Origin of the sequence: Sphingomonas panni, assembly GCF_022664435.1 — a bacterium.
In the GTDB taxonomy this organism is placed as follows: Bacteria; Pseudomonadota; Alphaproteobacteria; order Sphingomonadales; family Sphingomonadaceae; genus Sphingomonas; species Sphingomonas panni.
In genome coordinates, this window is sequence record NZ_JAKREU010000001.1 from 757,288 (window position 1) to 782,768 (window position 25,481).

The window sequence follows — 25,481 nt, forward strand, 5'->3', positions numbered from 1 at the left end:
CGGGCGGACATGGGTCAACGCCGCGATGCCGCAGGGCGGCTGAACCGTGCCTTAAGCTGTCGCGAAGGACGGTGCCGATGTTCCGAACAGCTTGATGCCCATCGGCGGCTGCGACAGGTCGCCACGCCGGGCACGCACCGCGAAATCGACCAGTGCGCCGACCGACTCATATCCGCACGGCTTCGACACCACGCCCAGCGTTCCGTCGATACCCTTGTCGAGCATGGCGGGGTTGGCGGTCAGGAAGATCACGGTCGTTCCGTAATCCTGTCCCAGCATCCGCCCGATCGTCGGCCCGGTCGGCCCGTCGCGCAGATTGCAGTCGACCAGCGCCACATCGGGACGGAACGACGCCAGTTCCATGGCACGGGACATGTCGGCGGCGATCCCCACCGGACGATAGCCATGCTCCTCCAGCGACGCCTCGAGGTCGATGGCGACCAGCATCTCGTCTTCGACGATGAGGACAGTGGGGGTTTGCATGACAAATCCAGACTTGATCTAAGGCAATCGCAACGCAGCGCGGCATGGTCGGTTCCGGTGGCCCGTCGCATCCCTTCGTATGAACGGCTCCGCAAAGCCGCTTGTGCGGGGCGATCGACGCCGCTAATGCCCGCGACGGGCCACGCTGTCCCAACGCAGCGCGCGCTCTCTGTGAGGAGAGACTGACATGACTGATCTTCCGCCTAAGCCGGCCACGACTCCCGCTCGCCCGTATTTCTCGTCCGGGCCTTGCGCCAAGCCGCCGGGCTGGTCTGCCGACCGCCTCAACTCCATCAGCCTCGGCCGGTCGCACCGTTCGAAGATCGGCAAGCAGCGTCTGCAATATTGCATCGACCTGATGCGCGAGCTGCTGAAGCTGCCCGACACCCACCGCATCGGCATCGTCCCCGGTTCCGATACCGGCGCGTTCGAAATGGCGATGTGGACGATACTGGGCGCACGGCCCGTCACCGCGCTCGCCTGGGAAAGCTTCGGCGAAGGCTGGGTGACCGACGCGGTCAAGCAGCTCAAGATCGATCCCACCGTCGTGCGCGCCGATTATGGCCAGCTGCCCGACCTGTCGGCGATCGACTGGACCAACGACGTCCTCTTCACCTGGAACGGCACCACGTCGGGCGTCCGCGTCCCCAACGCCGATTTCATCCCCGCCGACCGCGAGGGGCTGTCGTTCGCCGACGCGACCTCGGGCGTGTTCGCCTATGACATCGACTGGGCGAAGATCGACGTTGCCACCTTCTCCTGGCAGAAGGTGCTGGGTGGCGAAGGCGCGCATGGCGTGCTGATCCTCGGCCCCCGCGCGGTCGAACGCCTCGAAACCTACACCCCCGCCTGGCCGCTGCCCAAGGTCTTCCGCCTGGTGTCGAAGGGCAAGCTGACCGAAGGCATCTTCAAGGGCGAGACGATCAACACCCCGTCGATGCTGGCGGTCGAGGATGCGATCTTCAGCCTCGAATGGGGCAAGTCGCTGGGCGAAGGCGGCCTGATCGCGCGCAGCGACGCCAATGCCGCCGCGCTCGACAAGATCGTCGCGGAGCGTGACTGGCTCGGCCATCTTGCCGCCGATCCGGCGACCCGGTCGAAGACCAGCGTCTGCCTGACCGTCGAGGGTGCCGACGAGGCGCTCATCAAGAAGATGGCGTCGCTGCTCGAGGCCGAAGGTGCCGCGTACGATATCGCGGGATACCGCGATGCGCCGGCCGGCCTGCGCATCTGGTGCGGCGCGACCGTCGACACGGCGGATATCGAGGCGCTCGGCCCCTGGCTCGACTGGGCCTACGCGACGGCGAAGGCGGCCTGAATCAATAGCCCTCTCCCCTTCAGGGGAGAGGGTTAGGAGAGGGGAATGCCCTCTCCGGTAATCCTGACAATTCATAGGGCCGGGTTGCGCGGCACTGCCCCTCTCCCCGGCCCTCTCCCCTGCAGGGGAGAGGGAGAAAAACATGCCTAAAGTTCTGATTTCCGACAAGATGGACCCCAAGGCCGCCCAGATCTTCCGCGAACGCGGGGTCGAGGTGGACGAGATCACCGGCAAGACGCCCGAAGAGCTGATCGCCATCATCGGCGACTATGACGGTCTCGCCATCCGCAGCTCGACCAAGGTGACCAAGGCGATCCTCGACGCCGCCAAGAACCTGAAGGTCGTCGGCCGCGCCGGTATCGGTGTGGACAATGTCGACATTCCCGCCGCATCGGCTGCCGGTGTCGTCGTGATGAACACGCCGTTCGGCAACTCGATCACCACCGCCGAACACGCCATCGCGCTGATGTTCGCGCTCGCCCGCCAGCTGCCGGAGGCCGATGCCTCGACCCAGGCGGGCAAGTGGGAAAAGAACCGCTTCATGGGCGTCGAGCTGACCGGCAAGACGCTGGGCCTGATCGGGGCCGGCAATATCGGTTCGATCGTTGCCGACCGTGCGCAGGGCCTGAAGATGAAGGTCGTCGCCTTCGATCCGTTCCTGTCGCCCGAACGCGCGATCGAGATCGGCGTGGAAAAGGTCGAGCTGGACCAGCTGCTGGCCCGTGCCGACTTCATCACGCTGCACACGCCGCTCACCGACCAGACCCGCAACATCCTGTCGGCGGAAAATCTGGCGAAGACCAAGAAGGGCGTGCGCATCATCAATTGCGCGCGCGGCGGGCTGATCGACGAAGCGGCGCTGAAGGCCGCGCTCGACAGCGGCCATGTCGCGGGCGCGGCGCTCGACGTGTTCGTGCAGGAACCGGCGAAGGAATCGCCGTTGTTCGGTACGCCGAACTTCGTGTCGACCCCGCATCTGGGCGCGTCGACCAGCGAGGCGCAGGTCAATGTCGCGATCCAGGTCGCCGAGCAGATGGCCGACTTCCTCGTGTCCGGCGGCGTCACCAACGCGCTGAACATGCCGTCGCTGTCGGCCGAAGAGGCACCGCGCCTCAAGCCGTACATGGCGCTGGCCGAAAAGCTGGGGTCGCTGGTCGGCCAGCTGACCACCGGCGCCATTGCCCGTGTGTCGGTGCACAGCGAGGGTGCCGCCGCCGAGCTGAACCAGAAGCCGATCGTCGGTGCGGTGCTGGCCGGGTTCCTGCGGGTCCAGTCGGACACGGTGAACATGGTCAACGCCCCGTTCCTGGCGAAGGAGCGCGGGATCGAGGTGCGCGAAGTGCGCAACGACCGCGAGGGCGACTATCACACGCTGATCCGCGTCAGCCTCAAGACCGATGCCGGTGAACGTTCGGTCGCAGGCACGCTGTTCGGCAATGCCCAGCCGCGTCTGGTCGAGCTGTTCGGTATCAAGGTCGAGGCCGATCTCGCCGGCCACATGCTCTATGTCGTCAACGAGGACGCACCGGGCTTCATCGGTCGCATCGGCACGACGCTGGGCGAAGCGGGCGTGAACATCGGCACCTTCCACCTTGGCCGGCGCGATGCCGGTGGCGAAGCGGTGGTGCTGCTGTCGGTCGACGAAGCGGTCACGCCCGAACTGGTGGCAAAGGTTCGCGCCCTGCCGGGCGTCAAGACGGTGATGCCGCTCAAGTTCTGACGGGTTTGACGGGTGAGCGACGGGCTGTCGGAGCGATCCGGCAGCCCGTTTGCGTTCGCGCTTGCCTACGAACCGTCACCACCCGTCCGAAACCTCACCCCAGCAACACCGGCGCCAACAGCAGCAACAGCTTCACGTCCACCGCCTTGCCCGCCGCCCGCTGTGCGGCCACGAATGCGGCGATCCCGTCCAGCGCCACCCGGTGGACGGTAATATCCTCCCCCGGTACCCCGCCGCCATCGCAGACCTTCTCCAGCGCCCCGGCACGGAACAGGGTAAAACTCTCCGACACCATCCCGGGCGACGAATGATATTCGCCGAGCGCCTGCATCGTCCCCGCGCGATAGCCGGTTTCCTCCTCCAGCTCGCGCGTCGCCGCCACTGCCGCGGCTTCGCCTTCGCTGTCATCCCCGACCAGGCCCGCCGGCAGTTCGATGCAGTTCCGCCCCAGCGGCACGCGATATTGCTCGACCAGCAGGACATGACCGTCGTCGATCGCGACGATCACCGCCGCGCCAATGCCGTTCGCCCGCCCGACATATTCCCAGCGGCCACGTTTCTTCGCGGTGATGAAGCGGCCCGCCCACATCACCTCTTCGGGGGCATCGGCGTCGATCATAGCTCGATCAACCGGTCGGGAAGTTCGTTCATGGGTTTGGCTCCTGTCGGAAAATGCTCGGCCAGCACCTGGCCGATCGCCGCCACCGCGTCGACGATGCCATCGGCCGCGCGGTCCTGTTTCAATGCCGCCAGCAACGCCGCCAGCGCATCGTCCCATATCGCCGGATCGACCCGGTCGTGGATCGCAGCCTCGGCGATCAGTTCGGCACGATGTTCGTCGCGGGAGAGGTAGAGCAGCACGCCGGTCGCCGCCACGGTGCGGCGTTCGGCGGCCGCGCGGAACAGCAACAGCGCGCGGGCATGGACCCGCCGTGCCTTGGTCGCCGCCGGGGTCAACGCCATGCGCAGCGGCATCCACGCGCAGCCACAGCGCACGATCAGGAACACCGCTCCCTGCACCCATGCCAGCGTCGTCAGCAGGAACAGCGGGGTAGGGGCGTCGCCCCATGGCTCGGCCCAGCCATGGAACGCCAGCAGCCAGCCCGGCCACAATGCGGTGCCGACCAGCACCAGGAGCATCGCCAGCACCGCCATGTGCAGCCCGACGTCATGATAGGCGTCGGACCGGCGAGCCAGCACGACGACGATCTCGCCCTCGGTGGCCGCCTCGGCCTGGGTAACGGCGTCGCGGATGCGCGCCCGGTCGGTGTCGGTCAGTTCCATCACCAATTCCCCGACGCCCCGCCGCCCCCTGCGGACCCGCCGCCGCCGCCGGTAAAGCCGCCCCCGCTCCAGCCGCCACCCGAGCTGCCGCGTGACGACCCGCCGGACCAACCGCCGCCGCCCCGTGCAGCACCGCGCGCCAGTTCGTCGGCGATCGACCACAAGACGACCTGCGCGACATCGCCCGCCGTGCTGCTGCGGTGCGGCCGGCCCCACGGACCGCTACGCCGTCGTCGGCTCGACACCGCGATGATGCCGAAGATCAACAAACCCATGCCGATGAAGAATATGATACCCATCACCTCGCCGCCGTCTTGCGAGGCTTGCCGACGCCGCCCCCGTTCGAACGCGGCGGCGGCGGCATCGACCTTTGCCTGTGCCTCTTCGGGGCTGGCCCGCAGCTGCGCGATCACCGCGTCGGTGCCCGCCGTCATCGCGCCGGGAACATCGCCCTCCTGCAGCTTCGGCATCATCTGCTGCTGGATGATGGCGCTGGAGATCGCGTCGGTGAGGATCGGTTCGAGGCCGTAGCCGACCTCGAGCCGCGGGCCGCGCTGCCCGGCGGGATTGTTCGGCGCGATGAACAGGATTGCGCCGTTATCCACACCCTTCAGCCCGACGCCCCAGGTCCGCAACAGCTTGTAGCCATATTCCTCCAACGGATAGCCTTGCAGGTCGCCGATCGTCGCCACGACGACCTGTCGCTTAGTATCTCGCTGTAAAGCCTGCAATTTCTTCGTGAGATCGGTACGCGTCTCCGCTGGCAGGACATTGGCATCGTCCACCACCAGCCCGGTGAACTTCGGGAATGTCTGCGCCGCCGCCGGCAACGGGCAGACTGTCCACAAACTTATCCACAGGCTGAAAAGGATGCGGCGCACGCCCGCGCGCCTCAGTTCGAATTGCCGAAATCGACCTGCGGCGCGACCTCGGCCCCGGCCTGTGCCTGAAAGCTCTGCTTGGGCTTCGCGCCATAGAAGACCCGCGCGCCGATCGCGTCGGGGAAGGTGCGGATGCGGGTATTATAGGCCTGCACCGCCTCGTTATAGTCGCGCCGCGCATTCGCGATGCGGTTCTCGGCCCCCTCCAGCTGCGATTGCAGCGCGAGGAAATTCTCGTTGCTGGTCAGCTGGGGATAGGCCTCGACGACCGTGCGCAGCTGGCCCAGCGCCTGGGTCAGCTGGTTCTGCGCCGCCTGGAACCGCTGGAACGTCGCCGGGTCGGACAGGTCGTCGGTGGTGACGTTGATCGACGTCGCGGCGGCACGCGCCTGCGTCACCTGAGTCAGCACGCGCTCCTCCTGCTTGGCAAAGCCCTTCACCGTCGCGACGAGGTTGGGGATCAGGTCGGCGCGGCGCTGATACTGGTTCTGCACCTCGCCCCATTTGGCGTTCACATTTTCTTCCGCCGTCGGCACGCTGTTCACGCCGCACGCCGCCAGCGGCACCGCCGCCATCACCACCATCGCCCGCCGCATGTGCATGTCATCCCACCTGAACCTTGCCTATCGCCACCGTATCGAAGCACTATGGCACCCTCAAGCGGCTAAGACGGGAGGGAGTCATGCCGATGCTCAAGGAATTCCGCACGTTCGTCGCGCGCGGCAACGTGCTCGACCTCGCGGTCGGGGTCATCATCGGCGCGGCGTTCGGCACGATCACCAAATCGCTGACCGACGACATCATCATGCCGGTCATCGGCTGGCTGTTCGGCGGGTTCGATTTCTCCAGCTATTTCGTCCAGCTCGGCCCCATTCCGGCGACCTACAAGGGCAGCCCGGACAATTATACCGCGTTGAAGGAAGCCGGCGTGCCGCTGTTCGGCTATGGCCAGTTCGTCAGCGTGGTCATCAATTTCGTGATCCTTGCCTTCATCGTGTTCCTGCTCGTGAAGTTCGTGAACCGCGCGATCGCGACGGTGCATCAGGAACAGAAGACCGGCGACGTGCCGCCTGCCGCCGATCCGCCCGAAATCGCGCTGCTCCGCGAAATCCGCGACGAATTGCGGGCGGCGAAGAAGCTGCCCGAATAATTCCGTACCCCCGCGCAGGCGGGGGTCTAGGGCCGAGCAATCAGCCATAGCGTCTTGAACCCTGGATCCCCGCCTTCGCGGGGATACGGCAGGCTCAGGCCGCCGCCAGTTCCTGCGCCGCCGCCTGCGCCAGGCTGGTCCCGTCGAGGATGCGTGCCGTCTCGTCGCGCACCCGCGCCATGGCGTGGCGGATGGCGCAGCTCGCCTCGTCCTTGCAATCGCCGCATGGACGGTATGCGGTGCGGCTGACGCAGGGCACCAGCGCCAGCGGCCCTTCGATCACGCGGATGATCTCGCCCAGCGAAATCAGATGTGCCGGGCGGGCAAGGTGATAGCCGCCCGCCTTGCCCCGCGTCGACGACAGGAAGCCGGCCTCGCGCAGGTCGGCGAGGATCAGTTCGAGGAACTTGCGCGGCACGTTCGCGGCGGTGGCGATCCGGTGCATCGGCATCGGCGCCTCGCCCGCGGGCTGTTCGGCGAGGAACAGCATCGCGCGCAGCGCATAGCGGGAACGCTGGGTCAGCATGATCCTGTCGCCCATGCCATCTGGGGCGCTCGAAGGGAAGTACGCTTCTTTTCAAAGCGGTTTCGAACGCCTATATCCCGCCTTGCCGGCTTCCAGCCGGCTATGACGATAAACTGCGGCGTGCAATAGACGCAGCGGACCCGGGGGCAGTACCCGGCGGCTCCACCATAAGGTGGTGTACTTGGACACCGTTTCTGACGGGGCCGAACCAGGATCGACGTGTGTTGAAAAGCGCTGTTTTCGTTCGGAATGGGACCACCGCAACGGCCCATACACACAAGTGCCAACGATAACGAAGCACTCGCGATTGCGGCGTAACTGAGGGCCTCGCGGCCTGAAGTTACTCCAAAATAGCGCGGTTGGACCGAACCGGGCAACAGAATCGGATTCCAGCGGTACGGGGAGCACCGGGCAACAGAAGCTCCCCACCTTTCCCACGAATTTCCCCCGTCATTCCCGCGCAGGCGGGAATCCATAACCCATGCCGTTGCGGCTCCATCGCCAGCGTCAGCGTGTATGGATTCCCGCCTGCGCGGGAATGACGAAGGGGAGGGGCTCGGGAGGTTTCCCGCCGCGACTCCCGCCGCTAAGCCGCATACCATGGACACCCAACTCATCGCCCTGCTCATGCTGGTCGCCTTCTGCGCCGGCACCATCGATGCGATGGCGGGCGGCGGCGGGCTCATCACCATTCCCGCGCTGCTCGCCTCGGGCGTGCCCCCGGTCATGGCGCTCGGCACCAACAAGCTGCAAAGCGCGTTCGGCACCGCCGGCGCGACCTTCGCCTTCTGGCGGAAGGGACATATCGACCTGCGCCGGTCATGGCGTCTCGCGCTCGCCTCGTTCGGCGGGGCGGCGGTGGGCGCGGCGCTGGTCCAGGCGATCGACCCGCAGTTCCTCGCCGGGCTGCTGCCGATCCTACTGGTCGCGATGGCGCTCTATTTCCTGTTCGGCCCGCGCCTGTCCGACGTCGACACCCACACCCGCCTCGCCCCCGCCGGTCTATTGCTCGCGGTCGCCGCGATCGGCACCTATGACGGGTTCTTCGGGCCCGGCACCGGATCGTTCTTCACGCTGCTGCTGGTCACTGCCGCCGGCATGGGCGCGACGCGGGCGGTGGCGCATACCAAGCTGCTGAACCTCACCAGCAACCTGGCCGGGGTCACGGTGCTGGTCGCCGGCGGCCATGTGTGGTGGACGCTCGGCCTGGCGATGGCGGTCGCCAGCGTGGCGGGCGGGCAGCTTGGCGCGGCACTCGCCATCCGCTTCGGCGGCAAGGCGATTCGGCCGCTACTCGTGGTGGTGTCGCTGGCGCTGACGGTGAAGCTGGTGTCGGACCCGGCGAACCCGTTGCGGGTTTGGCTGGGGATGTAGCTTTTCCCCAAATATTCCGTTCGGTTCGAGCAGCTTCGAGCTTGTCGAGAAGCGTCCGTCGAGAACGCCCCGTTTGGGGCAACCCCTTCTCGACTGCGGTTCTCGACAGGCTCGAACCTGCGCTCGAAGCAAACGGGATGGGGAAAGGAGAGGGCGTCAATCCAGCCGCTCGCCCGCCACCCGCGTCAACCGGCACGCCAGGTCCGCCTCGCCCGACGCCACGATCCAGTCGTCGCCATCGCGCACGATTCCCGTGGTGAACACCACCGGCTGCGGCAGATACGCCTGATGCGCGATCGGCGCGATCAAGGCAGAAGCCGCCTCCAGCACCGGCCGCGACTCGTCACGCTCCAGCACCTCGCTGGCATCGGGAGAAATCAGCGCGCGATAGGTGCGATACACTCCGACCGCACCCTGTTTCTCGACGCCATGATACAGCATCATCCACCCGCGCTTCGTCCGCACCGGCGGGGTTCCGCCGCCGAGCTTGTACGCCGCAGCCCCCTTCAACGGCCGCAGCGCCGGTTCGGCAAGCGGCCGCCAGTGCAGCATGTCGGGCGAGGTGGCGAGGTTGATGCTCGGCCCGCTGCCCTCCGCGCCGTCGGGTGCCGCGACGAACCACGCATCCGACAGCGGCCGGGTCAGCGAGACATGGCGTTCGCCGACCCTCCCCTCGAACGGCACCATGTCCTTGTTGCCATGGTCCAGCACGATGCCCTGCGACCGCCAGCCGAAGCCGTCGTCCGACCGGTACATCACGGTACACAGCCGCCCGCCCGACACGCCGCACACCGTCATCCAGTAGCTACCGTCGATCAGGACGATGCGCGGGTCCTCGATGCCATATTGCGCGTAATCGGCGGACGGCTCGACCGCGCGGTCGTAATGGACAGCCACCACCCGCTGCCCATCGGCCGACAGTTCGACCGGCAACAACCACGACAGCGAGGTGAGGCCGAGGAACGGATAGGCCCCGCCCTTCAGCGAAAAGAAGCGCGGGTCGCTCACATCCGCCGCATCCGCCGGAAACGCATCCAGCACATAGCCACCCGCCGTCCAGCGGATCGAGCGCACGCACCCGTCGCGCACCGGCTCGCGCAGCGCCTCCGCCACCCGCACCAGCAGCAGCAGATTGCCGTTCGGCAACCGCGTCAGCGCCGGGTTGAACGCGCCCAGCACATAGGTCGGCTCGGCGATGTCCCGGCGCAGCGGCGATCGGGTCAGGTCGACATCGTCGGGGGCGAAGACGATCCGGTCGTCGCTCACCGCGCGCCCCCGTCGTCCTGCAGCGAGCGGTGATGGCGAATCACCTCGTCGATGATGAAGCGCAGGAATTTCTCGGAAAATTCGGGGTCGAGATCGGCATCGCGGGCCAGCGAACGCAGCCGGGCGATCTGCGCCTCCTCCCGGCCCGGATCGGCGGGGGGCAGGTCGTTCTCCGCCTTGTACCGGCCGACCGCCTGCGTCACCTTGAACCGCTCGGCGAGCAGGAAGACCAGCGCCGCATCGATATTGTCGATGCTCTGGCGGAAGCGTTGCAGCGTCGCGTCGGGCATGATGTCCTTCCTGATCGGCTCTCGTTGCCGGGGCCTGCCCCTTTCGCGCGACCGGACGTGGGTTGCAACCCGCCTTTCCCTTGCGTTCGCGGGCCCGAACGGCCACATCGCTGGGACATGACGGCTACCATCCACCGCCTCGACAAGCGGACCGAACCCTCCCTCGATCCGCTGATGGCGTTGGTCGCCGACGACATGAACCGCGTCAACGCGGTCATCCTCGACCGGATGCAGTCGAAGATCCCGCTGATCCCCGAACTGGCCGGCCATCTGATCGCCGGCGGGGGCAAGCGGATGCGGCCGATGCTGACGCTCGCGAGCGCGCGGCTGATCGGCTATGGCGGGACGCGCCATCACCTGCTGTCCGCCGCGGTCGAATTCATCCACACCGCGACGCTGCTGCACGACGACGTGGTCGACGGGTCCGACCTGCGCCGGGGCAAGCGCACCGCCAACATCATCTGGGGCAACCCCGCCAGCGTGCTGGTCGGCGACTTCCTGTTTTCCAAGAGCTTCGAGCTGATGGTCGAGGCGGAAAGCCTGAAGGCGCTGCGCGTCCTGTCGGGCGCATCGGCGGTCATCGCCGAGGGTGAGGTCAATCAGCTGACCGCGATCCGCCGGATCGACACGCCCGAGGATCGCTATCTCGACATCATCGGCGCCAAGACCGCCGCGCTGTTCGCCGCCGCCTGCCGCATCGCCGCGATCGTCGCCGACCGGTCGGACGCCGACGAAGCCGCGCTCGACGCCTATGGCCGCAACCTCGGCATCGCGTTCCAGCTGGTCGACGATGCCATCGATTACGTGTCCGACGCCGACACCATGGGCAAGGACGCCGGCGACGATTTCCGCGAGGGCAAGATGACGCTGCCGGTCATCCTCGCCTATGCGCGCGGCGACGAGGAAGCACGGGCCTTCTGGCGCGACGCCGTGTCGGGCAAGCGGGCGAGCGACGCCGATCTGGCGCACGCGATCACCCTGATCCGCGCGACCCGCGCGGTCGACGACACCCTCGCGCGGGCGCGGCATTACGGGCAGCGGGCGATCGACGCGATCGGTCGCTTTCCCAACGGCCCGGCCAAGGATGCGATGATCGAAGCGGTCGAGTTCGCGATCCGCCGCGCCTATTGAAACGGATACGATTTCCCCAGAAACCGTTTCTAAACAATATCCTGTAAGATTCGACGTCGCGCATAACGATGTGCGCCGCCACGCCACAGGACTCCCATGCGTATCGCCGACGATCCCGCCTTTCGCGGGGACATCACCTCCGCGCCGTGGATGATCGACTTCGCGCTGTTCGGCCATTGGGACCTCGGTACCGTCCAGCGCTTCGGCGCGGCGATCCGCGATGCGGTCGGCCGGCTGCCGGCTATGGGCGTACAGCCGGGCGAACAGGTCGCGCTGTTCGACATTACCGGCTTTGCGGTCCAGTCGCCGCAAGTCCTTGCGGCACTCGGCGAGATCGCCGACCGTTCGCGCACCACCTCGCGCAGGATCGCGCTGGTCCGCAGCAGCGCGCTGCTGTCGATGCAGGCGAAACGCGCCTTGCCGCACCTGCCGATGTTCGATTCGCGCGAGGAAGCACTGGCATGGCTGCGCGAGGATGGCGTGGCCTGAGGGCACCCTTCCCCGACGGGCAGGACCCCATAAACCCATCCGTCACCCCGGGCTCGACCCGGGGTCCCGCTTTCCCTTCTCCCACGGCCGGTAAGAAGCGGGACCCCGGATCAAGTCCGGGGTGACGAGGCTATGGTCGGAGCGGACCCGGCCCACGCTGGGGTGAGGGTCGTGTCGGGCCTTTCCTACACGCCCACACCCTGCGACACTGCCGTCACGCTCTTTCCCATCGTGACCGCCACCCACCCGCCACCACGGCAAACGCCATGCCGCGCGCAAAACCGTGACGAGTGTGAACTTAGTGAACTTTGGGGCTCAGGCCGCCCGCTTCTCCAGCGCCTGCGCCGCTTCGGCCATCAGCGTGGCGATGATCTCGGCCGCCGGTTCTTCCTTCGTCACCATGCCGACCGACTGGCCGGCCATCAGGCTGCCATGCTCGACATCGCCGTCGATCACCGCCCGGCGCAGCGCGCCCGCCCAATAATGTTCGATCTGCAACTGCGCCTCGGCCATCGCCACGCCGCCCTCGTCCAGCATCTGTGCGACCTCGCGCTGCTTGGCGGTGAACAGCTCGCCCCCGGCATTCTTGAGCGCACGCACCGGGATGACCGGCAGGCGCGGGTCGATCTGGACGCTCGCCACCGCATCCCGCGCCGACGCGCGCAGGAACGCCTTCTTGAACGCCGGATGCGCGATCGATTCGGTCGCACAGACGAATCGCGTGCCGAGCTGGACGCCCGACGCCCCCATGTCGAGATAGCCGGCGATCGCCTCGCCCCGGCCGATCCCGCCCGCGACGAACACCGGCACCTGCTCCGCGACCTCGGGCAGCATCTCTTGCGCGAGCACGCTGGTAGAGACGGGGCCGATATGGCCGCCGGCCTCCATCCCCTCGATCACCAGCGCGTCGGCGCCGCTGCGGATCAGCTTCTTGGCGAGCGCCAGCGCGGGGGCGAAGGCGATGACCTTGGCCCGGGTCGCCTTGATCGCCTCCAGCGACCCCTTGGGCGGCAGGCCACCCGCCAGCACGACATGGGTGACGCCGTGCCGGCCGCACACCTCGATCAGGTCGAACAGCGCCGGGTGCATCGTAATCAGGTTCACGCCGAACGGCTTGTCCGTCAGCGCCTTGGTCGCCGCGATCTCGGCATCCAGCAGCTCGGGCGTCATCGCGCCGCACGCGATCACGCCGAACCCGCCGGCGTTGGAGATGGCGGCTACCAGGTTGCGTTCGGACACCCACGACATCGCGCCACACAGGATCGCGGTCTCGGAGCCAAGGAATTCACAGCCGCGCGCCATGCGGCGCTGGAGGCGCTCGGCGCCGATCGATGCGTTGGTCATGGCCCCGCCTAGCGCGGGGCGATGGCTTCGGGCAAGCAGGGACGATGATGCGACAGGAACATGGCGAACTGGTGGTGACCACCAACGGGCAGGGGCTGGTGCTGATCACGGGGCAGGTACGCCACTGGGTCGAATCGACCGGCATCGCCAGCGGGCTGCTGACCCTGTTCTGCCGCCACACCTCCGCCTCGCTGCTGGTGCAGGAAAATGCGAGCGAAGCGGCACGCGACGACCTCGAACGCTATTTCCGCCACATTGCCCCGGAAAGCGACCGCTATGCCCATGACGAGGAAGGGCCGGACGACATGCCCGCGCACCTGCGCACCGCGCTGACCGACATATCGCTGTCGATTCCGGTGATCGGCCATCGCCCCGTGCTGGGCACGTGGCAGGGCATCTACCTGTTCGAACACCGTAGAGCTGCCCACCGCCGGCGGATCGCGGTGCATTTGATGGGCGAATGAAGATCCTGCCCGGCACGGGGAGGGGGTATCCGACGACGAAACGCTGGCGACGAACCACTTTCCTACAAACACCCAGCCTGCCAAGCTGGCGAAGCTCTTTCTCGCCGTAGCATCCGTACCCCCCGTCACCCCGGATCGAGTCCGGGGTGACGATCAGAGGTGCTAAACCTCAATCACCGCGCCCGGTGTCAACTTCCACGCAGACCGCGCTCGCGTGACCCACCCACAAACTACTGCAAAGCAACGATAATCCACAAAACAACAGGACGCCGAAGCCTCTTGAAAACTTCGACGCCCCGTAACCTTCGCAACCTTTGGCGGGGGATTACCCCTCCGCGTCCAGCCCATAGGCGGTGTGCAGCACGCGCACCGCCAGTTCGGTATAATCCTCTTCGATCAGCACGCTGACCTTGATCTCCGACGTGGTGATCGCCTGGATGTTGATGCCGCGATCGGCCAGCGCGGTGAACATGGTGGAGGCGACGCCGGCATGGCTGCGCATCCCCACGCCGACCACCGACACCTTGGCGACGCGGGTGTCGTGCAGCACCTTCTGGAAGCCGATGTCGCTCTTCGCCTTTTCCAGCGTGTCGAGCGCACGGGCCAGTTCCGCCGACGGAACGGTGAAGGTCACGTCGGTCGATCCGGTCGAATGGGCGATGTTCTGCACGATCATGTCGACGTTGATCCCGGCGCCGGCCAGCGGCGCGAAGATCGATGCCACCGCGCCGGGGCGGTCGGGCACCGCGACCAGCGTGATCTTCGCCTCGTTCTTGTCGTGGGCGATACCGGTGATGAGCTGCCGTTCCATGTCCGTCACTTCCTCTTCGCCGACGATCAGCGTTCCACGATAACCATCCTCGTCGCGGCTATCGTCGAACGACGACAGCACGCGCACGCGGACCTTTTCCTTCATTGCCAGCCCGACCGAACGGGTCTGCAGCACCTTCGCACCCACCGAGGCGAGTTCGAGCATTTCCTCGTACGTCACCCGCGCCAGCTTGCGCGCGCGCGGCACGATGCGCGGGTCGGTGGTATAGACGCCGTCGACATCGGTGTAGATGTCGCAGCGGTCGGCCTGCATCGCCGCCGCCATCGCCACCGCCGACGTATCCGACCCGCCGCGGCCCAGCGTGGTGATGCGGTTGGCATCGGTCACGCCCTGGAATCCGGGGATCACCGCCACCTCGCCCTTCGCCAGCGACTCGTCGAGTGCGGTCGTGTCGATCGATTCGATCCGCGCGGTCGCGTGCGCGTCGCTGGTGCGGATCGGCAGCTGCCAGCCGAGCCACGAGCGCGCCGGTACGCCGATCGCCTGCAATGCGATGGCCAAGAGGCCGCTGGTCACCTGCTCGCCCGACGACACCACCGCATCATATTCGCGCGGGTCGTACAGGGCGGACGCCTCGCGACAGAAGCCGACCAGCCGGTCGGTATCGCCCGCCATGGCGGATACGACCACCGCGACCTGGTTGCCGGCCTCGACCTCGCGCTTCACCCGCTGGGCGACGTTGCGAATGCGTTCGATCCCCGCCATCGAGGTGCCACCGAACTTCATCACGATCCGCGCCATGCGTTTTGCCATTCATCCTTGGGGGGAATGGCGGCGGCTGATAGGAGAGCGCCATGACGAACGCAAGCGAAGCAATCTTTATGTCGCAAAATCCTGCCTCCGCGCAATCAAGCATCGTGGCGCGAGAAGCGGCGCATTTCGGCGAGCTGGCCGCCGATTGGTGGAACCCGAAGGGCAGCTCGGCGATGCTCCACCGGCTGAATCCGGTGCGGCTGGCCTTCGTGCGCGCCGCAATCGATTCGCATTGGGACGGCGATACGGCGGGCTTCACCCCGCTGACCGGCAGGACCGTCCTCGATGTCGGCTGCGGCGCGGGGCTGCTCGCCGAACCGCTCGCGCGGCTGGGCGGGCAGGTGACCGGCGTCGACGCCGCGCCCGAGAATATCGGTGCCGCCGCGGCCCATGCCGCACTGACCGGCCTGTCGATCGAGTATCTGGCGGGCGGTGTGGAGGCGATCGCCGGGCGGCAGTTCGATCTGGTCACGTCGCTGGAGGTGATCGAGCATGTCGCCGACCCCGCCGCCTTTGCCCGCGGACTAGCCGATGCCGTGGCGCCGGGCGGCCTGCTGGTCGTCTCGACGCCCAACCGCACCGCGCTGTCGCGGCTGGCGATGATTACCGTTGCCGAAGGGATGGGCATGATCCCGCGCGGCACGCACGACTGGGACCGGTTCCTCACCCCGCCGGAACTGACCGCGCATCTGGCGGCCGCCGGGATGAGGGTGTCGCCGCCCAGCGGCCTGTCCTTCTCGGCGGCGCGCGGCTTCACCCTGTCGGACGATATTTCGCTCGACTATTTCCTGACGGCGACGCGGGACTGATCCTCGACACGATCTACCCGTCACCCCAGCGAAGGCTGGGGTCTCCAGCGGCTCTAGCGGCGTGCTACAACCGGGAGGCCCCAGCCTGCGCTGGGGCGACGTTCGTGGCAGGCGATCAGCCTGCGGCGCTCACTTCTTGTCGAGGTTGATGACGAACATCGGCCCGAATTCGAACACCTGCTTGCCCGTCGCCAGTTGCAGCGACGCCATCAGCTCGCCCGCGGCATAGTCGCGATCGGCCTTGCCGGCGACCTGGTGGAACTCGAACGTCTCGCCGACCTCGATCGGTCCGCCGATCACCTGCGAATAGGGTTCCTTGTTCAGCTGGATCCCCGCCACCGCGATCCGCGCCTTGGTGCCAGGGGCCATGCCATGGGCGCGCGCGTGGAAGGCGAGGACGAGGCGATCGCCCTTCGCCACCGGTGCGTTGGTCGGCGACTGAAGCTGGATCTTCCACGCATCCTTGTCCGCCCCCGGAATGGCGAGGCGGATCACCTTGCCGCCATCGACCTCCTTGACGCGCGTCAGCGGCGGCTTGGGCAGGCCATAGACGTTCAGGCTCGCGGGCAGCGGCGCGTTGATGACCTTAGCGGCGAAATCCTCGGCGCTCTGCGCGACGACCGGCGCGGCGACCATGGCGACCAACGCGGCCGCCATCCAGCTCTTGTGCATAACCCCTCCCAAGGCATTGTCTGATGCATTTGCGCGGTGGATCGTATCCATAATTCCGCACGACCGTCAACGTTGTCAGAAATTGCATTCGATGCGTGGCACGCCATGTGAAGAGGATGCCCGATCCGCTCGCCCGCTTCGTCGATGCCCAGCGCGGCAGCTATGCCACCGCCCTCGCCGAACTGCGTAGTGGCGCAAAGCGCAGCCATTGGATGTGGTACGTCTTCCCGCAGATTGCCGGGCTGGGGTCGAGTGCGATGGCGCGGACCTATGCCCTTGCCGATCTGCCGGAGGCGCGGGCCTATCTCGCCCATCCGGTGCTGGGCGCGCGGCTGCTCGAATCGGTGGATGCGCTGCTGGAGCATCGGGGCGATGACATTGCCGCGATCCTTGGTGGCATCGACGCGATGAAGCTGCGTTCGTCGATGACCCTGTTCGAGATTGCGGCCAATGGTGCGGAGCCGCGCTTCGCCGCGATCCTCGACGGATTCTACGCCGGTGAGCGCGACCACGCGACGCTACGTCTGCTCGGCTAGCACCGCCATCCGCCGGGCGATGGCGGGCAGGGTGCCGTCGTCGAAGGCACCGGCAAGCAATCCCTCGCTGAACCGGTCGCCCCGGATCAGGGCCGTCAGCAGTTGCGCCAGGCGTCCGATGTCGGTGAAGGCGATGTGCGACGGATCGTCCCGCAGCACGTGGTAGTCTGGTCCGGCAGCAAAGTCGGACCATGCGATATCGGGGCGGACCCAATGCGCGGCATAGGTGGCAGCGACGAACGCTCCCGCCTCTGGTGACAGCTGGTAATAGGGCATCTGCACCACGCCATCACGCGACTCGCCGCCGCTCCACGATCCGAAGACGAACCCCGCTGTATCGAACACCGCCGCAAAGGGCGCGAGCGGGACGGGATCGGGGAGCGGCGGCTGGCCGATCACCGCGGGGTCAGCTTCAGCAGCTTGGCGTTCGCCCCGTCCTGCAACAGCCAGATTGCGCCATCGGGCCCTTCCTCCACCTCGCGGATGCGCGCGTTCATCGGCCACTGGTCGCCCTTGGCGGCGTTGGTGCCGTTGACGTCGACCCGGACCAGCGCCTCGCTCGACAGGCCGCCGATGAACAGGTCGCCGGCATATTGCGGGAACAGCTTGCCCGAATAGACGATCAGCCCACCGGGCGAGATCACCGGGTTCCACGCGACCTTGGGTGCCTCCAGATCGGGGCGGGTCGAATGGCGCGGGATCGGGCGGCCGTCATAATGATCCCCCTCCGATACCAGAGGATAGCCATAGTTGCGGCCCGCGACGATCAGGTTGACCTCGTCGCCGCCCTTCGGCCCCATCTCCTGCTCCCAGAGATTGCCCTGCTTGTCGAACGCGATGCCCAGCAGGTTGCGATGGCCGTACGACCACACCGCCGGGTGGAAGCCCTTGGCGGTCAGACCCGGATCGCCCGCCGGCTTGCCGTCCAGCGTCAGGCGCAGCACCTTGCCCAGCGTTGCCTTGGGGTCCTGCGCCGGATCGAATTTCTGCCGTTCGCCATTGGTGAAGAACAGGTGCTGGCCATCGGGGGCAAAGGCGATGCGCCCCGAATAATGGCCGTCGCCGCTGACGAACGGGGTGGCGCGGAACAGTTCGGTGATGCCGGTCACCCGGTTGCCGTCGAGCACCCCGCGCGCCAGTACCACGCCCTTGCCGCCGTCGCCCGCGACCGAATAGCTCAGATACACCCGCCGGCTGCTGGCGAAGTCGGGGGCGAGGACCACGTCCATCAGCCCGCCCTGTCCGGCCGAGTCGACCGGAATCGTCGCGGCGGTGGTCTTCTGGCTGCCATCGGCGCTGACCAGCACCAGCGTGCCGCCCTTTTCGGTCACCAGCATCCGCCCGTCGGGCAGGAAGGTCATCGCCCATGGTGCGTTGAAGGTCGCCACCTCGCGAGTCGCGAACGGCACGCCGCCGGTCGGCGTGGTGGCGGTCGGGGTAGGAGTCGGGGTGGCGGTCGGCGCAGGCGACACCGTGCCGGGCATATCGGCCCCGCCTCCATTGCACGCGACCAGCAACATCGCGGCGGGGATCAGCGCATGGATCGGCAGCATCGGGTAAATCCTCTCAAGAGCATCGTTCTTGCCTGCGGCAACGCGCCGCGGGGCGGGGGCGATCCGGTGCCCCTTGCCCGGACATGGTTTTTTACATATATGGACGTTGCTTCCTCGACATCGTCAACGTGCCGAGGCCGGTTCCTTCCAGGACCGGCAACGAAGCGGCGCATCTGATGGAGACGGCATGGCGGATATCGCCGAACTGACGCGACTGATCGAACCGGAGGCGAAGGCCCTGGGTTTCGCGCTCGTGCGCGTGAAGATGATGGGCGGCAAGTCGGACCCGACGCTGCAGATCATGGCCGAACGTCCCGACACGCGGCAGCTGACCATCGACGACTGCGCCGAACTGTCGCGCCGTATCTCCGACCTGATGGACGAGAAGGACCCGATCGAGGAGGCCTATCGGCTGGAGGTTTCGTCGCCCGGCATCGACCGGCCGCTGACGCGCCTCGCCGATTATGACGACTGGAAGGGGTTCGAGGCGCGCGTGACGCTCGACGCGCCGATCGACAATCGCAAGCAGCTGACCGGCATCCTGCTGGGCACGGACGGCGACCAGGTCACCATCGACGTGCGCAAGCACAAGGCGATGACCGTGCCGTTCGCCGCGATCGTCGATGCGAAATTGCTCATCACCGACGCCTTGCTGAAGGCGACCGCGCCGCTCTCCGCCGAGGGTGCCGACGAATTCGAAGACGAACCTGCCGACGACGAACCGGCTGACGCAGAAGGACTGAACTGACATGGCCACCGCCGTCACCGCCAACCGGGCGGAACTGATCGCGATCGCGAATTCGGTCGCATCGGAAAAGATGATCGACAAGGCCATCGTGATCGAGGCGATGGAAGACGCGATACAGCGCGCCGCCAAGACGCGCTACGGCTCGGAAAACGACATCCGCGCCAAGCTCGATCCGCAGACCGGCGACCTGCGCCTGTGGCGCGTGCTCGAAGTCGTCGAACTGGTCGACGATCACTTCAAGCAGATCGGTGAGAAGGACGCGCAGCGGCTGCAGAAGGGCGCGACCGTCGGCGACTATATCGTCGATCCGCTGCCCCCGATCGAATTCGGCCGCATCCAGGCGCAGGCATCCAAGCAGGTCATCCTCCAGAAGGTCCGCGACGCCGAGCGCGAGCGCCAGTTCGAGGAGTTCAAGGACCGCCAGGGCGAAATCATCACCGGCGTCGTCAAGCGCGTCGAATTCGGTCACGTCGTGGTCGATCTTGGCCGGGCGGAAGGCGTCATCCGTCGCGACCAGCAGATCCCGCGCGAAGCGGTCCGCGTCGGCGACCGCGTCCGCTCGCTGATCCTGAACGTGCGCCGCGAAAACCGTGGCCCGCAGATCTTCCTCAGCCGCGCGCACCCCGACTTCATGAAGAAGCTGTTCGCGCAGGAAGTCCCCGAAATCTACGACGGCATCATCGAGATCAAGGCAGCGGCCCGCGACCCCGGGTCGCGCGCCAAGATCGGCGTCATTTCGCATGACGGCTCGATCGATCCGGTCGGCGCGTGCGTCGGCATGAAGGGCAGCCGCGTGCAGGCCGTCGTGCAGGAAATGCAGGGCGAAAAGATCGACATCATCCCGTGGTCGCCCGACACCGCGACCTTCGTCGTCAACGCGCTGCAGCCCGCCAACGTGGCCCGCGTGGTGCTGGACGAGGAAGAGGACCGGATCGAGGTCGTCGTGCCCGACGATCAGCTCAGCCTCGCCATCGGTCGTCGCGGCCAGAATGTCCGCTTGGCAAGCCAGCTGACCGGCAAGGCGATCGACATCCTGACCGAAGCCGATGCGTCGGAGAAGCGGCAGAAGGAATTCGTCGAACGCTCGGGCATGTTCGAGAAGGAGCTGGACGTCGACGAGACGCTGGCGCAGCTGCTGGTCGCCGAAGGCTTCGGCGAACTCGAAGAAGTCGCCTATGTCGAGATCGACGAACTGGCGAGCATCGAAGGCTTCGACGAGGACCTCGCGCAGGAGCTGCAGAGCCGTGCGCAGGAAGCGATGGAGCGTCGCGAACAGGCGTCGCGCGAAGAGCGTACCGCATTGGGCGTCGAGGATGCGCTGGCCGAACTGCCGTACCTGACCGAAGCGATGCTGGTCACGCTCGGCAAGGCGGGCATCAAGACGCTCGACGACCTCGCCGACCTCGCTACTGACGAACTGGTCGAAAAGAAGAAGGCCGAACCCCGCCGTCGCGGCGACGACGCCCCGAAGCGCGAAGCGCCCAAGGGCGGCATCCTCGCCGAATATGGCCTGAGCGACGAACAGGGGAACGAGATCATCATGGCTGCCCGCGCCCATTGGTTCGCCGATGAAGATGCGGCGACCGAGACTTCGGAGGACGCCGTTGCGGAATCCGAACAATGACACCGCGCGGCTAACCGACAGCCCCGAGCGCAGCTGCATCCTGTCGCGTGAGCATGGCCCGCGCGACGGGCTGGTGCGGCTCGCCGTGTCCCCGGACGGCGACGTGCTGCCCGATGTGCGTGCCAAGGCCCCCGGCCGTGGCGCGTGGATCGGCGTGAGCCGGGCCGAGCTGGAAACGGCGATGGCCAAGGGCAAGCTGAAGGGCGCGTTGGCGCGCGCGTTCAAGGGCGCGACGCTGACCATCCCGACCGACCTGCCGCAGTTGATCGAGGATGCGCTGCGGCGTCATGCGCTCGACCGGCTGGGGCTGGAGGCGAAGTCCGGCTTCGTCGTGATCGGCGGCACCGCGATCGACAAGGCGGCGCGCAGCGGCAAGCTGTACGCGCTGTACCATGCGTCCGATGCCGCCGCCGACGGCGCCGGAAAACTGGCACAGGCATGGCGTGTCGGAACCGATGACGAAGGTTCCGGGCGCAAGGGATTGGCATTGCCCGTCCCACGCACCATATTGTCATTAGCGCTTGGGCGTGAAAATGTGGTACATGTCGGCCTGACCGACGCACGGGCGGCACAGCGGGCCAATGACGCGCTGTCCCGCTGGCTGCACTTTATCGGACCCGAACCTATCCCTGCGGCTTGCGAAACACCTTCGCAGGGCGCATCGACGGCGCAATTTTCCGGCATGGACGATGCCGGTCACCTGGGCGTCGACCAATTGAAGCAGGACTCTGAGTAACCGGATGAGCGACATCGACAACGACAAGCCGAAGCTGGGCACCCGCGCGCCGCTCGGCCTCAAGCGCACCGTGGAGACCGGCAAGGTGAAGCAGAGCTTCAGCCATGGACGTTCCAACACGGTGGTCGTGGAGGTGAAGCGCCGCCGCGTGCTGGGCCGTCCCGGCGAGGAACAGCAGCAGGTCGAACAGGCCGCTCCAGAAGCGCCGGCACCCGCCCCGCAGCGGGCGCCCGCGCCTGCGCCGGCGGCACCCGCCCCGCGTCCGGCAGCCAGCAGCAATGCCGGCCTCTCGCGCCACGAGCTGCAGGCCAAGCTGCTGCGCGAGGCCGAAGAGGCGCGCATGAACGCGGCCGAGGAAAATCGCCGCCGCGACGAACGCATCGCCCGCGAAGCGGCCGAGGCGGAACGTGCGCGCGTCGAGGAAAAGGCCCGCGCCGCCGCCGAACCGAAGCCGGCCCCCGCGCCGGAACCGGCCCCGGTTGCCGAAACGCCCGCCCCCGCGCCCAAGCCGGTCGAGGCCGCGCCGACGCCTGCGCCCGAACCGACGCCGACCCCGGCTCCGGTCGAAGCCAAGCCCGCACCGGCTCCGGTCGCGGAAACGCCGGCCCCTGCGCCGACGCCCGCACCGGCACCCACGCCTGCGCCCGCTCCGGTCGCGGCAAAGCCGGCCCCGGCACAGGCTCCGGTACAGGCAAAGCCCGCGCCGCGTCCGGCACCGGCTCCGGCCCCCGCGCCGCAGCCGATCATCCTGACCGCCGACCCCAACCGGCCGGCGCCGCGTCGCTTCACGCCCGTGCAGCGCCCGGAAATTCCGAAGCCGCAGCCCAAGCCCGAACCGGCCCCCGCTGCTGCTCCCGCCGCGACCGCAGCGGCGCGTCCGGCCGCTGGCGGCCAGACCGCCCGTCCGACTCCATCGGGTACCGGTCAGGCGACCCCGCGTCGCAACGAACCGGCCCGTGGTGCGGCACCGTCGCGCGACCGCAAGGGCGACGACCGTCGCCAGTCGGGCAAGCTGACCGTCACCCGCGCGCTGGGCGACGACGGGGCGCGTTCGCGCAGCCTCGCCGCGCTGAAGCGGGCGCGTGAGAAGGAAAAGCGTGGCTTCGGCGGCCCGCGCGAGCCGCAGGTCAAGCAGGTTCGCGACGTGCAGGTGCCCGAGGCGATCACGGTGCAGGAACTCGCCAACCGCATGGCGGAAAAGGGTGCCGACCTGGTCAAGACGCTGTTCAAGATGGGCATGCCCGTCACGATGACGCAGACGATCGACCAGGACACCGCCGAACTGCTGGTGACCGAATTCGGCCACAATATCGTTCGCGTCAGCGATTCGGACATCGATCTCGCGCTCGACACGACCGAGGATTCGGCCGAGGCGCTGCGTCCGCGTCCGCCGGTCGTTACGATCATGGGTCACGTCGACCACGGCAAGACCTCGCTGCTCGACGCGCTGCGCGGCACCGATGTCGTGCGCGGCGAAGCCGGTGGCATCACCCAGCATATCGGCGCCTATCAGGTGACGATGAAGGACAAGTCGCAGATCACCTTCCTCGACACGCCCGGCCACGAAGCGTTCAGCGAAATGCGCGCGCGCGGTGCCGACGTGACCGACATCGTGATCCTCGCGGTTGCCGCCGACGACGGGCTGATGCCGCAGACGATCGAGGCGATCCATCACACGCGTGCCGCCGGCAAGCCGATGATCGTCGCGATCAACAAGGTCGACAAGCACGAGGCCAACCCGCAGCGCATCCGCGAACGCCTGCTCGAACATGACGTGCAGGTCGAGGAAATGGGCGGCGAGACCCAGGACGTCGAAGTGTCGGCGCTCAAGAAGACCGGCCTGCAGGAGCTGATCGAGAAGATCCAGCTCCAGGCCGAACTGCTCGAGCTGCAGGCCAATCCCGACCGTGCCGCCGAAGGCAGCGTGATCGAGGCGAAGCTGGACAAGGGCCGTGGCCCGGTCGCGACCGTGCTGGTCCGTCGCGGTACGCTGAAGGTCGGCGACGTGTTCGTCGTCGGCGCGGAAAGCGGCAAGGTCCGTGCGCTGATCGACGACAAGGGGCGCCAGGTGAAGCAGGCCGGCCCGTCGACCCCGGTCGAGGTGCTGGGCCTGTCGGGCGTGCCGATGGCGGGCGATCCGCTGCAGGTCGTCGAGAGCGAGGCGCGTGCCCGCGAGGTCGCCGAATATCGTCAGGGCGTGCTGCTCCAGAAGCGCACCACCCAGGCGCCGGCCAGCCTCGAAAGCATGTTCTCGGCGCTCAAGTCGAAGCAGGCGATCGAATATCCGCTGGTGGTCAAGGCCGATACGCAAGGCTCGGTCGAAGCCATCGTGGGCTCGCTCAACAAGATTTCGACCGACGATATCCGGGTGCGCATCCTGCATTCGGGCGTGGGCGGCATCACCGAGAGCGACGTGACGCTGGCAGCGGCATCGGGTGCGCCGATCATCGGCTTCAACACCCGCCCGAACGCCAAGGCGCGCGAGATCGCCGAGCGGAACAAGGTGGCGTTGAAATATTACGACGTCATATACACGCTGACCGACGATATCCGTGCGGGCATGGCCGGTACCCTCGGGCCGGAAGCGTTCGAAACCGTCGTCGGCCGTGCCGAAATCCGCGAGGTCTTCTCGGCGGGCAAGCATGGTCGGGCCGCCGGTCTGCTGGTCGTCGAAGGCGTCATCCGCAAGGCGCTCAAGGCGCGCATCACGCGCAACGACGTCATCATCTACCAGGGTGAGATCGCGTCGCTGCGTCGCTTCAAGGACGATGTCCCCGAAGTGCGTGCGGGCCTCGAATGCGGTGTCACGTTCACGCAGAACTTCACCGACATCAAGGCGGGCGACTTCCTTGAAACCTACGAAGTCGAACTGCGCGATCGTACGCTGTGAGTGACGGGCGGCAGGGGGCAACCCTTGCCGCCACGCTCCGCCCCCGGCTGCGCTTCTGCATAGCCTGGGTCCTCGGCGGGGCGGCGGCGTTGTTCGTCGCCAACGCGATTTCCGGCGAGGGGATGCGGTTGGTCGTCCCGGCGTTCGTCGCCTTGTGGCCGGCGTTCCTGCTGGAAGGCGTGGTGCAGGCATGGCGCTGGCGATCCGCGGGCATCCCGGCCCTGCTGCTGGTGTTCCTTCCGGTCGTCTCCCTGCCGTTCGCGGCGTTCGCCGTCGATCATAGCCTCTATTGGTCGCATGTCGCACCGTCCTGGTTGATGCTGCGGTCCGACCGTGGCGCGTTCGATGCCGCGTTGACCGGGGGCAAGATGCCGACGGGCATCACCGGCGTCTTCCGCGTTCCGCCGCGCACCGCCTTTCGCACCATTATCGGGTTCGATGGCAAATGGGCCGCCATCGTCCACGACCCGACCGACCGCATGGCTGCCGCGCGTGGCTGGAACGGCGGGCCGGTCGCGCCCGATATCCGCCGCAGTTTTCCCAACAGCCACACCATCTGGTGCCAGCGACTCGACAGCCGCTGGTTCCACTGCCAATTCGGTTAGATC

27 protein-coding genes and 1 other RNA gene are annotated in these 25,481 nt (G+C 67.2%); 15 read left to right on the top strand and 13 right to left on the bottom strand.

The window, feature by feature from the left end:
- Window positions 1–51 precede the first annotated feature (51 nt).
- Entirely contained in the window at window positions 52–483 is a 432-nt protein-coding gene (locus MF609_RS03725) for a response regulator (RefSeq protein WP_242414948.1), read from the bottom strand.
- Between the two features lie 187 nt (window positions 484–670).
- On the opposite strand from MF609_RS03725, the gene MF609_RS03730 reads away from it, so the two are divergent.
- Both MF609_RS03730 and serA read left to right on the top strand, forming a co-directional pair.
- The gene (locus MF609_RS03730; RefSeq protein WP_242414949.1) at window positions 671–1,801 is read left to right on the top strand and encodes a phosphoserine transaminase; all 1,131 of its coding nucleotides are present in this window, start codon (window positions 671–673) and stop codon (window positions 1,799–1,801) included.
- Between the two features lie 142 nt (window positions 1,802–1,943).
- Entirely contained in the window at window positions 1,944–3,521 is a 1,578-nt protein-coding gene (serA, locus tag MF609_RS03735; protein ID WP_242414950.1) for a phosphoglycerate dehydrogenase, read from the top strand.
- Window positions 3,522–3,615: 94 nt separating this feature from the next.
- Here serA and MF609_RS03740 read toward each other — a convergent pair whose 3' ends face one another.
- The 4 genes from MF609_RS03740 to MF609_RS03755 are packed head-to-tail and all read right to left on the bottom strand — an operon-like array spanning window position 3,616 to window position 6,288.
- Window positions 3,616–4,140, bottom strand: a complete 525-nt coding sequence (locus MF609_RS03740; protein ID WP_242414951.1) for an NUDIX hydrolase — start codon at window positions 4,138–4,140, stop codon at window positions 3,616–3,618.
- Window positions 4,137–4,805 carry a TPM domain-containing protein gene (locus tag MF609_RS03745; RefSeq protein WP_242414952.1) on the bottom strand — a complete coding sequence of 223 codons (669 nt, stop codon included), beginning with the start codon at window positions 4,803–4,805 and terminating at the stop codon, window positions 4,137–4,139. Before MF609_RS03745 ends, MF609_RS03740 begins: the two co-directional genes overlap by 4 nt.
- Entirely contained in the window at window positions 4,805–5,686 is an 882-nt protein-coding gene (locus MF609_RS03750; protein WP_242414953.1) for a TPM domain-containing protein, read from the bottom strand. The genes MF609_RS03745 and MF609_RS03750 overlap by 1 nt, the downstream gene beginning before the upstream one ends.
- An 11-nt stretch (window positions 5,687–5,697) precedes the next feature.
- Entirely contained in the window at window positions 5,698–6,288 is a 591-nt protein-coding gene (locus MF609_RS03755) for a LemA family protein (RefSeq protein ID WP_242414954.1), read from the bottom strand.
- Between the two features lie 80 nt (window positions 6,289–6,368).
- Between MF609_RS03755 and mscL the strand changes: the two genes are divergently transcribed.
- A complete protein-coding gene (gene mscL / locus MF609_RS03760) occupies window positions 6,369–6,836 on the top strand; it encodes a large conductance mechanosensitive channel protein MscL (RefSeq protein WP_242414955.1) in 468 nt (155 codons plus the stop codon).
- A gap of 94 nt (window positions 6,837–6,930) precedes the next feature.
- Here the strand turns inward: mscL and MF609_RS03765 are convergent, their stop codons facing one another.
- Window positions 6,931–7,362 carry an RrF2 family transcriptional regulator gene (locus tag MF609_RS03765; RefSeq protein WP_242415172.1) on the bottom strand — a complete coding sequence of 144 codons (432 nt, stop codon included), beginning with the start codon at window positions 7,360–7,362 and terminating at the stop codon, window positions 6,931–6,933.
- A 44-nt stretch (window positions 7,363–7,406) separates the two neighbouring features.
- Here MF609_RS03765 and ssrA point away from each other — a divergent pair.
- Together ssrA and MF609_RS03775 are read left to right on the top strand one after the other, a co-directional pair.
- Window positions 7,407–7,753, top strand: a transfer-messenger RNA (tmRNA) gene (gene ssrA, locus MF609_RS03770).
- Window positions 7,754–7,962: 209 nt separating this feature from the next.
- Complete coding sequence (locus MF609_RS03775) at window positions 7,963–8,736, top strand: TSUP family transporter (protein ID WP_242414956.1); 774 nt, start codon at window positions 7,963–7,965, stop codon at window positions 8,734–8,736.
- A gap of 156 nt (window positions 8,737–8,892) precedes the next feature.
- On the opposite strand, the gene MF609_RS03780 is transcribed toward MF609_RS03775, so the two are convergent.
- Window positions 8,893–10,002 carry a glycoside hydrolase family 130 protein gene (locus MF609_RS03780; RefSeq protein ID WP_242414957.1) on the bottom strand — a complete coding sequence of 370 codons (1,110 nt, stop codon included), beginning with the start codon at window positions 10,000–10,002 and terminating at the stop codon, window positions 8,893–8,895.
- Window positions 9,999–10,292, bottom strand: coding sequence for a chorismate mutase (locus MF609_RS03785; RefSeq protein ID WP_242414958.1), 294 nt, complete (start codon window positions 10,290–10,292; stop codon window positions 9,999–10,001). Before MF609_RS03785 ends, MF609_RS03780 begins: the two co-directional genes overlap by 4 nt.
- Before the next feature lie 117 nt (window positions 10,293–10,409).
- On the opposite strand from MF609_RS03785, the gene MF609_RS03790 reads away from it, so the two are divergent.
- Both MF609_RS03790 and MF609_RS03795 read left to right on the top strand, forming a co-directional pair.
- A complete protein-coding gene (locus tag MF609_RS03790; RefSeq protein WP_242414959.1) occupies window positions 10,410–11,423 on the top strand; it encodes a polyprenyl synthetase family protein in 1,014 nt (337 codons plus the stop codon).
- 96 nt (window positions 11,424–11,519) lie between these two features.
- On the top strand, window positions 11,520–11,912 hold the full coding sequence (locus MF609_RS03795) for a hypothetical protein (RefSeq protein WP_242414960.1): 393 nt from the start codon (window positions 11,520–11,522) through the stop codon (window positions 11,910–11,912).
- 315 nt (window positions 11,913–12,227) lie between these two features.
- Here MF609_RS03795 and MF609_RS03800 read toward each other — a convergent pair whose 3' ends face one another.
- The gene (locus MF609_RS03800; RefSeq protein ID WP_242415173.1) at window positions 12,228–13,214 is read right to left on the bottom strand and encodes an NAD(P)H-dependent flavin oxidoreductase; all 987 of its coding nucleotides are present in this window, start codon (window positions 13,212–13,214) and stop codon (window positions 12,228–12,230) included.
- An 89-nt stretch (window positions 13,215–13,303) separates the two neighbouring features.
- Between MF609_RS03800 and MF609_RS03805 the strand changes: the two genes are divergently transcribed.
- A complete protein-coding gene (locus tag MF609_RS03805) occupies window positions 13,304–13,720 on the top strand; it encodes a secondary thiamine-phosphate synthase enzyme YjbQ (protein WP_242415174.1) in 417 nt (138 codons plus the stop codon).
- Window positions 13,721–14,045: 325 nt separating this feature from the next.
- Here the strand turns inward: MF609_RS03805 and MF609_RS03810 are convergent, their stop codons facing one another.
- The gene (locus tag MF609_RS03810; protein ID WP_242415175.1) at window positions 14,046–15,293 is read right to left on the bottom strand and encodes an aspartate kinase; all 1,248 of its coding nucleotides are present in this window, start codon (window positions 15,291–15,293) and stop codon (window positions 14,046–14,048) included.
- 80 nt (window positions 15,294–15,373) lie between these two features.
- On the opposite strand from MF609_RS03810, the gene ubiG reads away from it, so the two are divergent.
- Entirely contained in the window at window positions 15,374–16,114 is a 741-nt protein-coding gene (gene ubiG / locus MF609_RS03815) for a bifunctional 2-polyprenyl-6-hydroxyphenol methylase/3-demethylubiquinol 3-O-methyltransferase UbiG (protein WP_242415176.1), read from the top strand.
- Between the two features lie 129 nt (window positions 16,115–16,243).
- Here ubiG and MF609_RS03820 read toward each other — a convergent pair whose 3' ends face one another.
- Window positions 16,244–16,786, bottom strand: coding sequence for a hypothetical protein (locus MF609_RS03820; protein ID WP_242414961.1), 543 nt, complete (start codon window positions 16,784–16,786; stop codon window positions 16,244–16,246).
- Window positions 16,787–16,902: 116 nt separating this feature from the next.
- Here MF609_RS03820 and MF609_RS03825 point away from each other — a divergent pair, with 116 nt between their 5' ends.
- The gene (locus tag MF609_RS03825) at window positions 16,903–17,322 is read left to right on the top strand and encodes a DUF1810 domain-containing protein (protein ID WP_242415177.1); all 420 of its coding nucleotides are present in this window, start codon (window positions 16,903–16,905) and stop codon (window positions 17,320–17,322) included.
- Here MF609_RS03825 and MF609_RS03830 read toward each other — a convergent pair.
- Both MF609_RS03830 and MF609_RS03835 read right to left on the bottom strand, forming a co-directional pair.
- Window positions 17,305–17,721, bottom strand: coding sequence for a DUF6508 domain-containing protein (locus MF609_RS03830; protein WP_242414962.1), 417 nt, complete (start codon window positions 17,719–17,721; stop codon window positions 17,305–17,307). The two genes, MF609_RS03825 and MF609_RS03830, sit on opposite strands and share 18 nt — an antisense overlap.
- A complete protein-coding gene (locus tag MF609_RS03835) occupies window positions 17,718–18,875 on the bottom strand; it encodes a PQQ-dependent sugar dehydrogenase (protein WP_242414963.1) in 1,158 nt (385 codons plus the stop codon). Before MF609_RS03835 ends, MF609_RS03830 begins: the two co-directional genes overlap by 4 nt.
- A gap of 187 nt (window positions 18,876–19,062) precedes the next feature.
- Here MF609_RS03835 and rimP point away from each other — a divergent pair, with 187 nt between their 5' ends.
- Genes rimP through MF609_RS03860 form a run of 5 tightly spaced genes read left to right on the top strand, consistent with a single transcriptional unit; the run spans window position 19,063 to window position 25,478 of the window.
- Entirely contained in the window at window positions 19,063–19,623 is a 561-nt protein-coding gene (rimP, locus tag MF609_RS03840) for a ribosome maturation protein RimP (RefSeq protein WP_242414964.1), read from the top strand.
- A gap of 1 nt (window position 19,624) precedes the next feature.
- Window positions 19,625–21,247 (top strand): transcription termination factor NusA, encoded by a 1,623-nt coding sequence (gene nusA / locus MF609_RS03845; protein WP_242414965.1) that lies wholly within the window; start codon window positions 19,625–19,627, stop codon window positions 21,245–21,247.
- Window positions 21,228–21,983 carry a DUF448 domain-containing protein gene (locus MF609_RS03850; protein WP_277991010.1) on the top strand — a complete coding sequence of 252 codons (756 nt, stop codon included), beginning with the start codon at window positions 21,228–21,230 and terminating at the stop codon, window positions 21,981–21,983. The genes nusA and MF609_RS03850 overlap by 20 nt, the downstream gene beginning before the upstream one ends.
- Window positions 21,984–21,987: 4 nt before the next feature.
- A complete protein-coding gene (gene infB / locus MF609_RS03855) occupies window positions 21,988–24,873 on the top strand; it encodes a translation initiation factor IF-2 (protein ID WP_242414966.1) in 2,886 nt (961 codons plus the stop codon).
- Window positions 24,870–25,478 carry a hypothetical protein gene (locus MF609_RS03860; protein ID WP_242414967.1) on the top strand — a complete coding sequence of 203 codons (609 nt, stop codon included), beginning with the start codon at window positions 24,870–24,872 and terminating at the stop codon, window positions 25,476–25,478. The genes infB and MF609_RS03860 overlap by 4 nt, the downstream gene beginning before the upstream one ends.
- The last annotated feature ends 3 nt before the right edge of the window (window positions 25,479–25,481 follow it).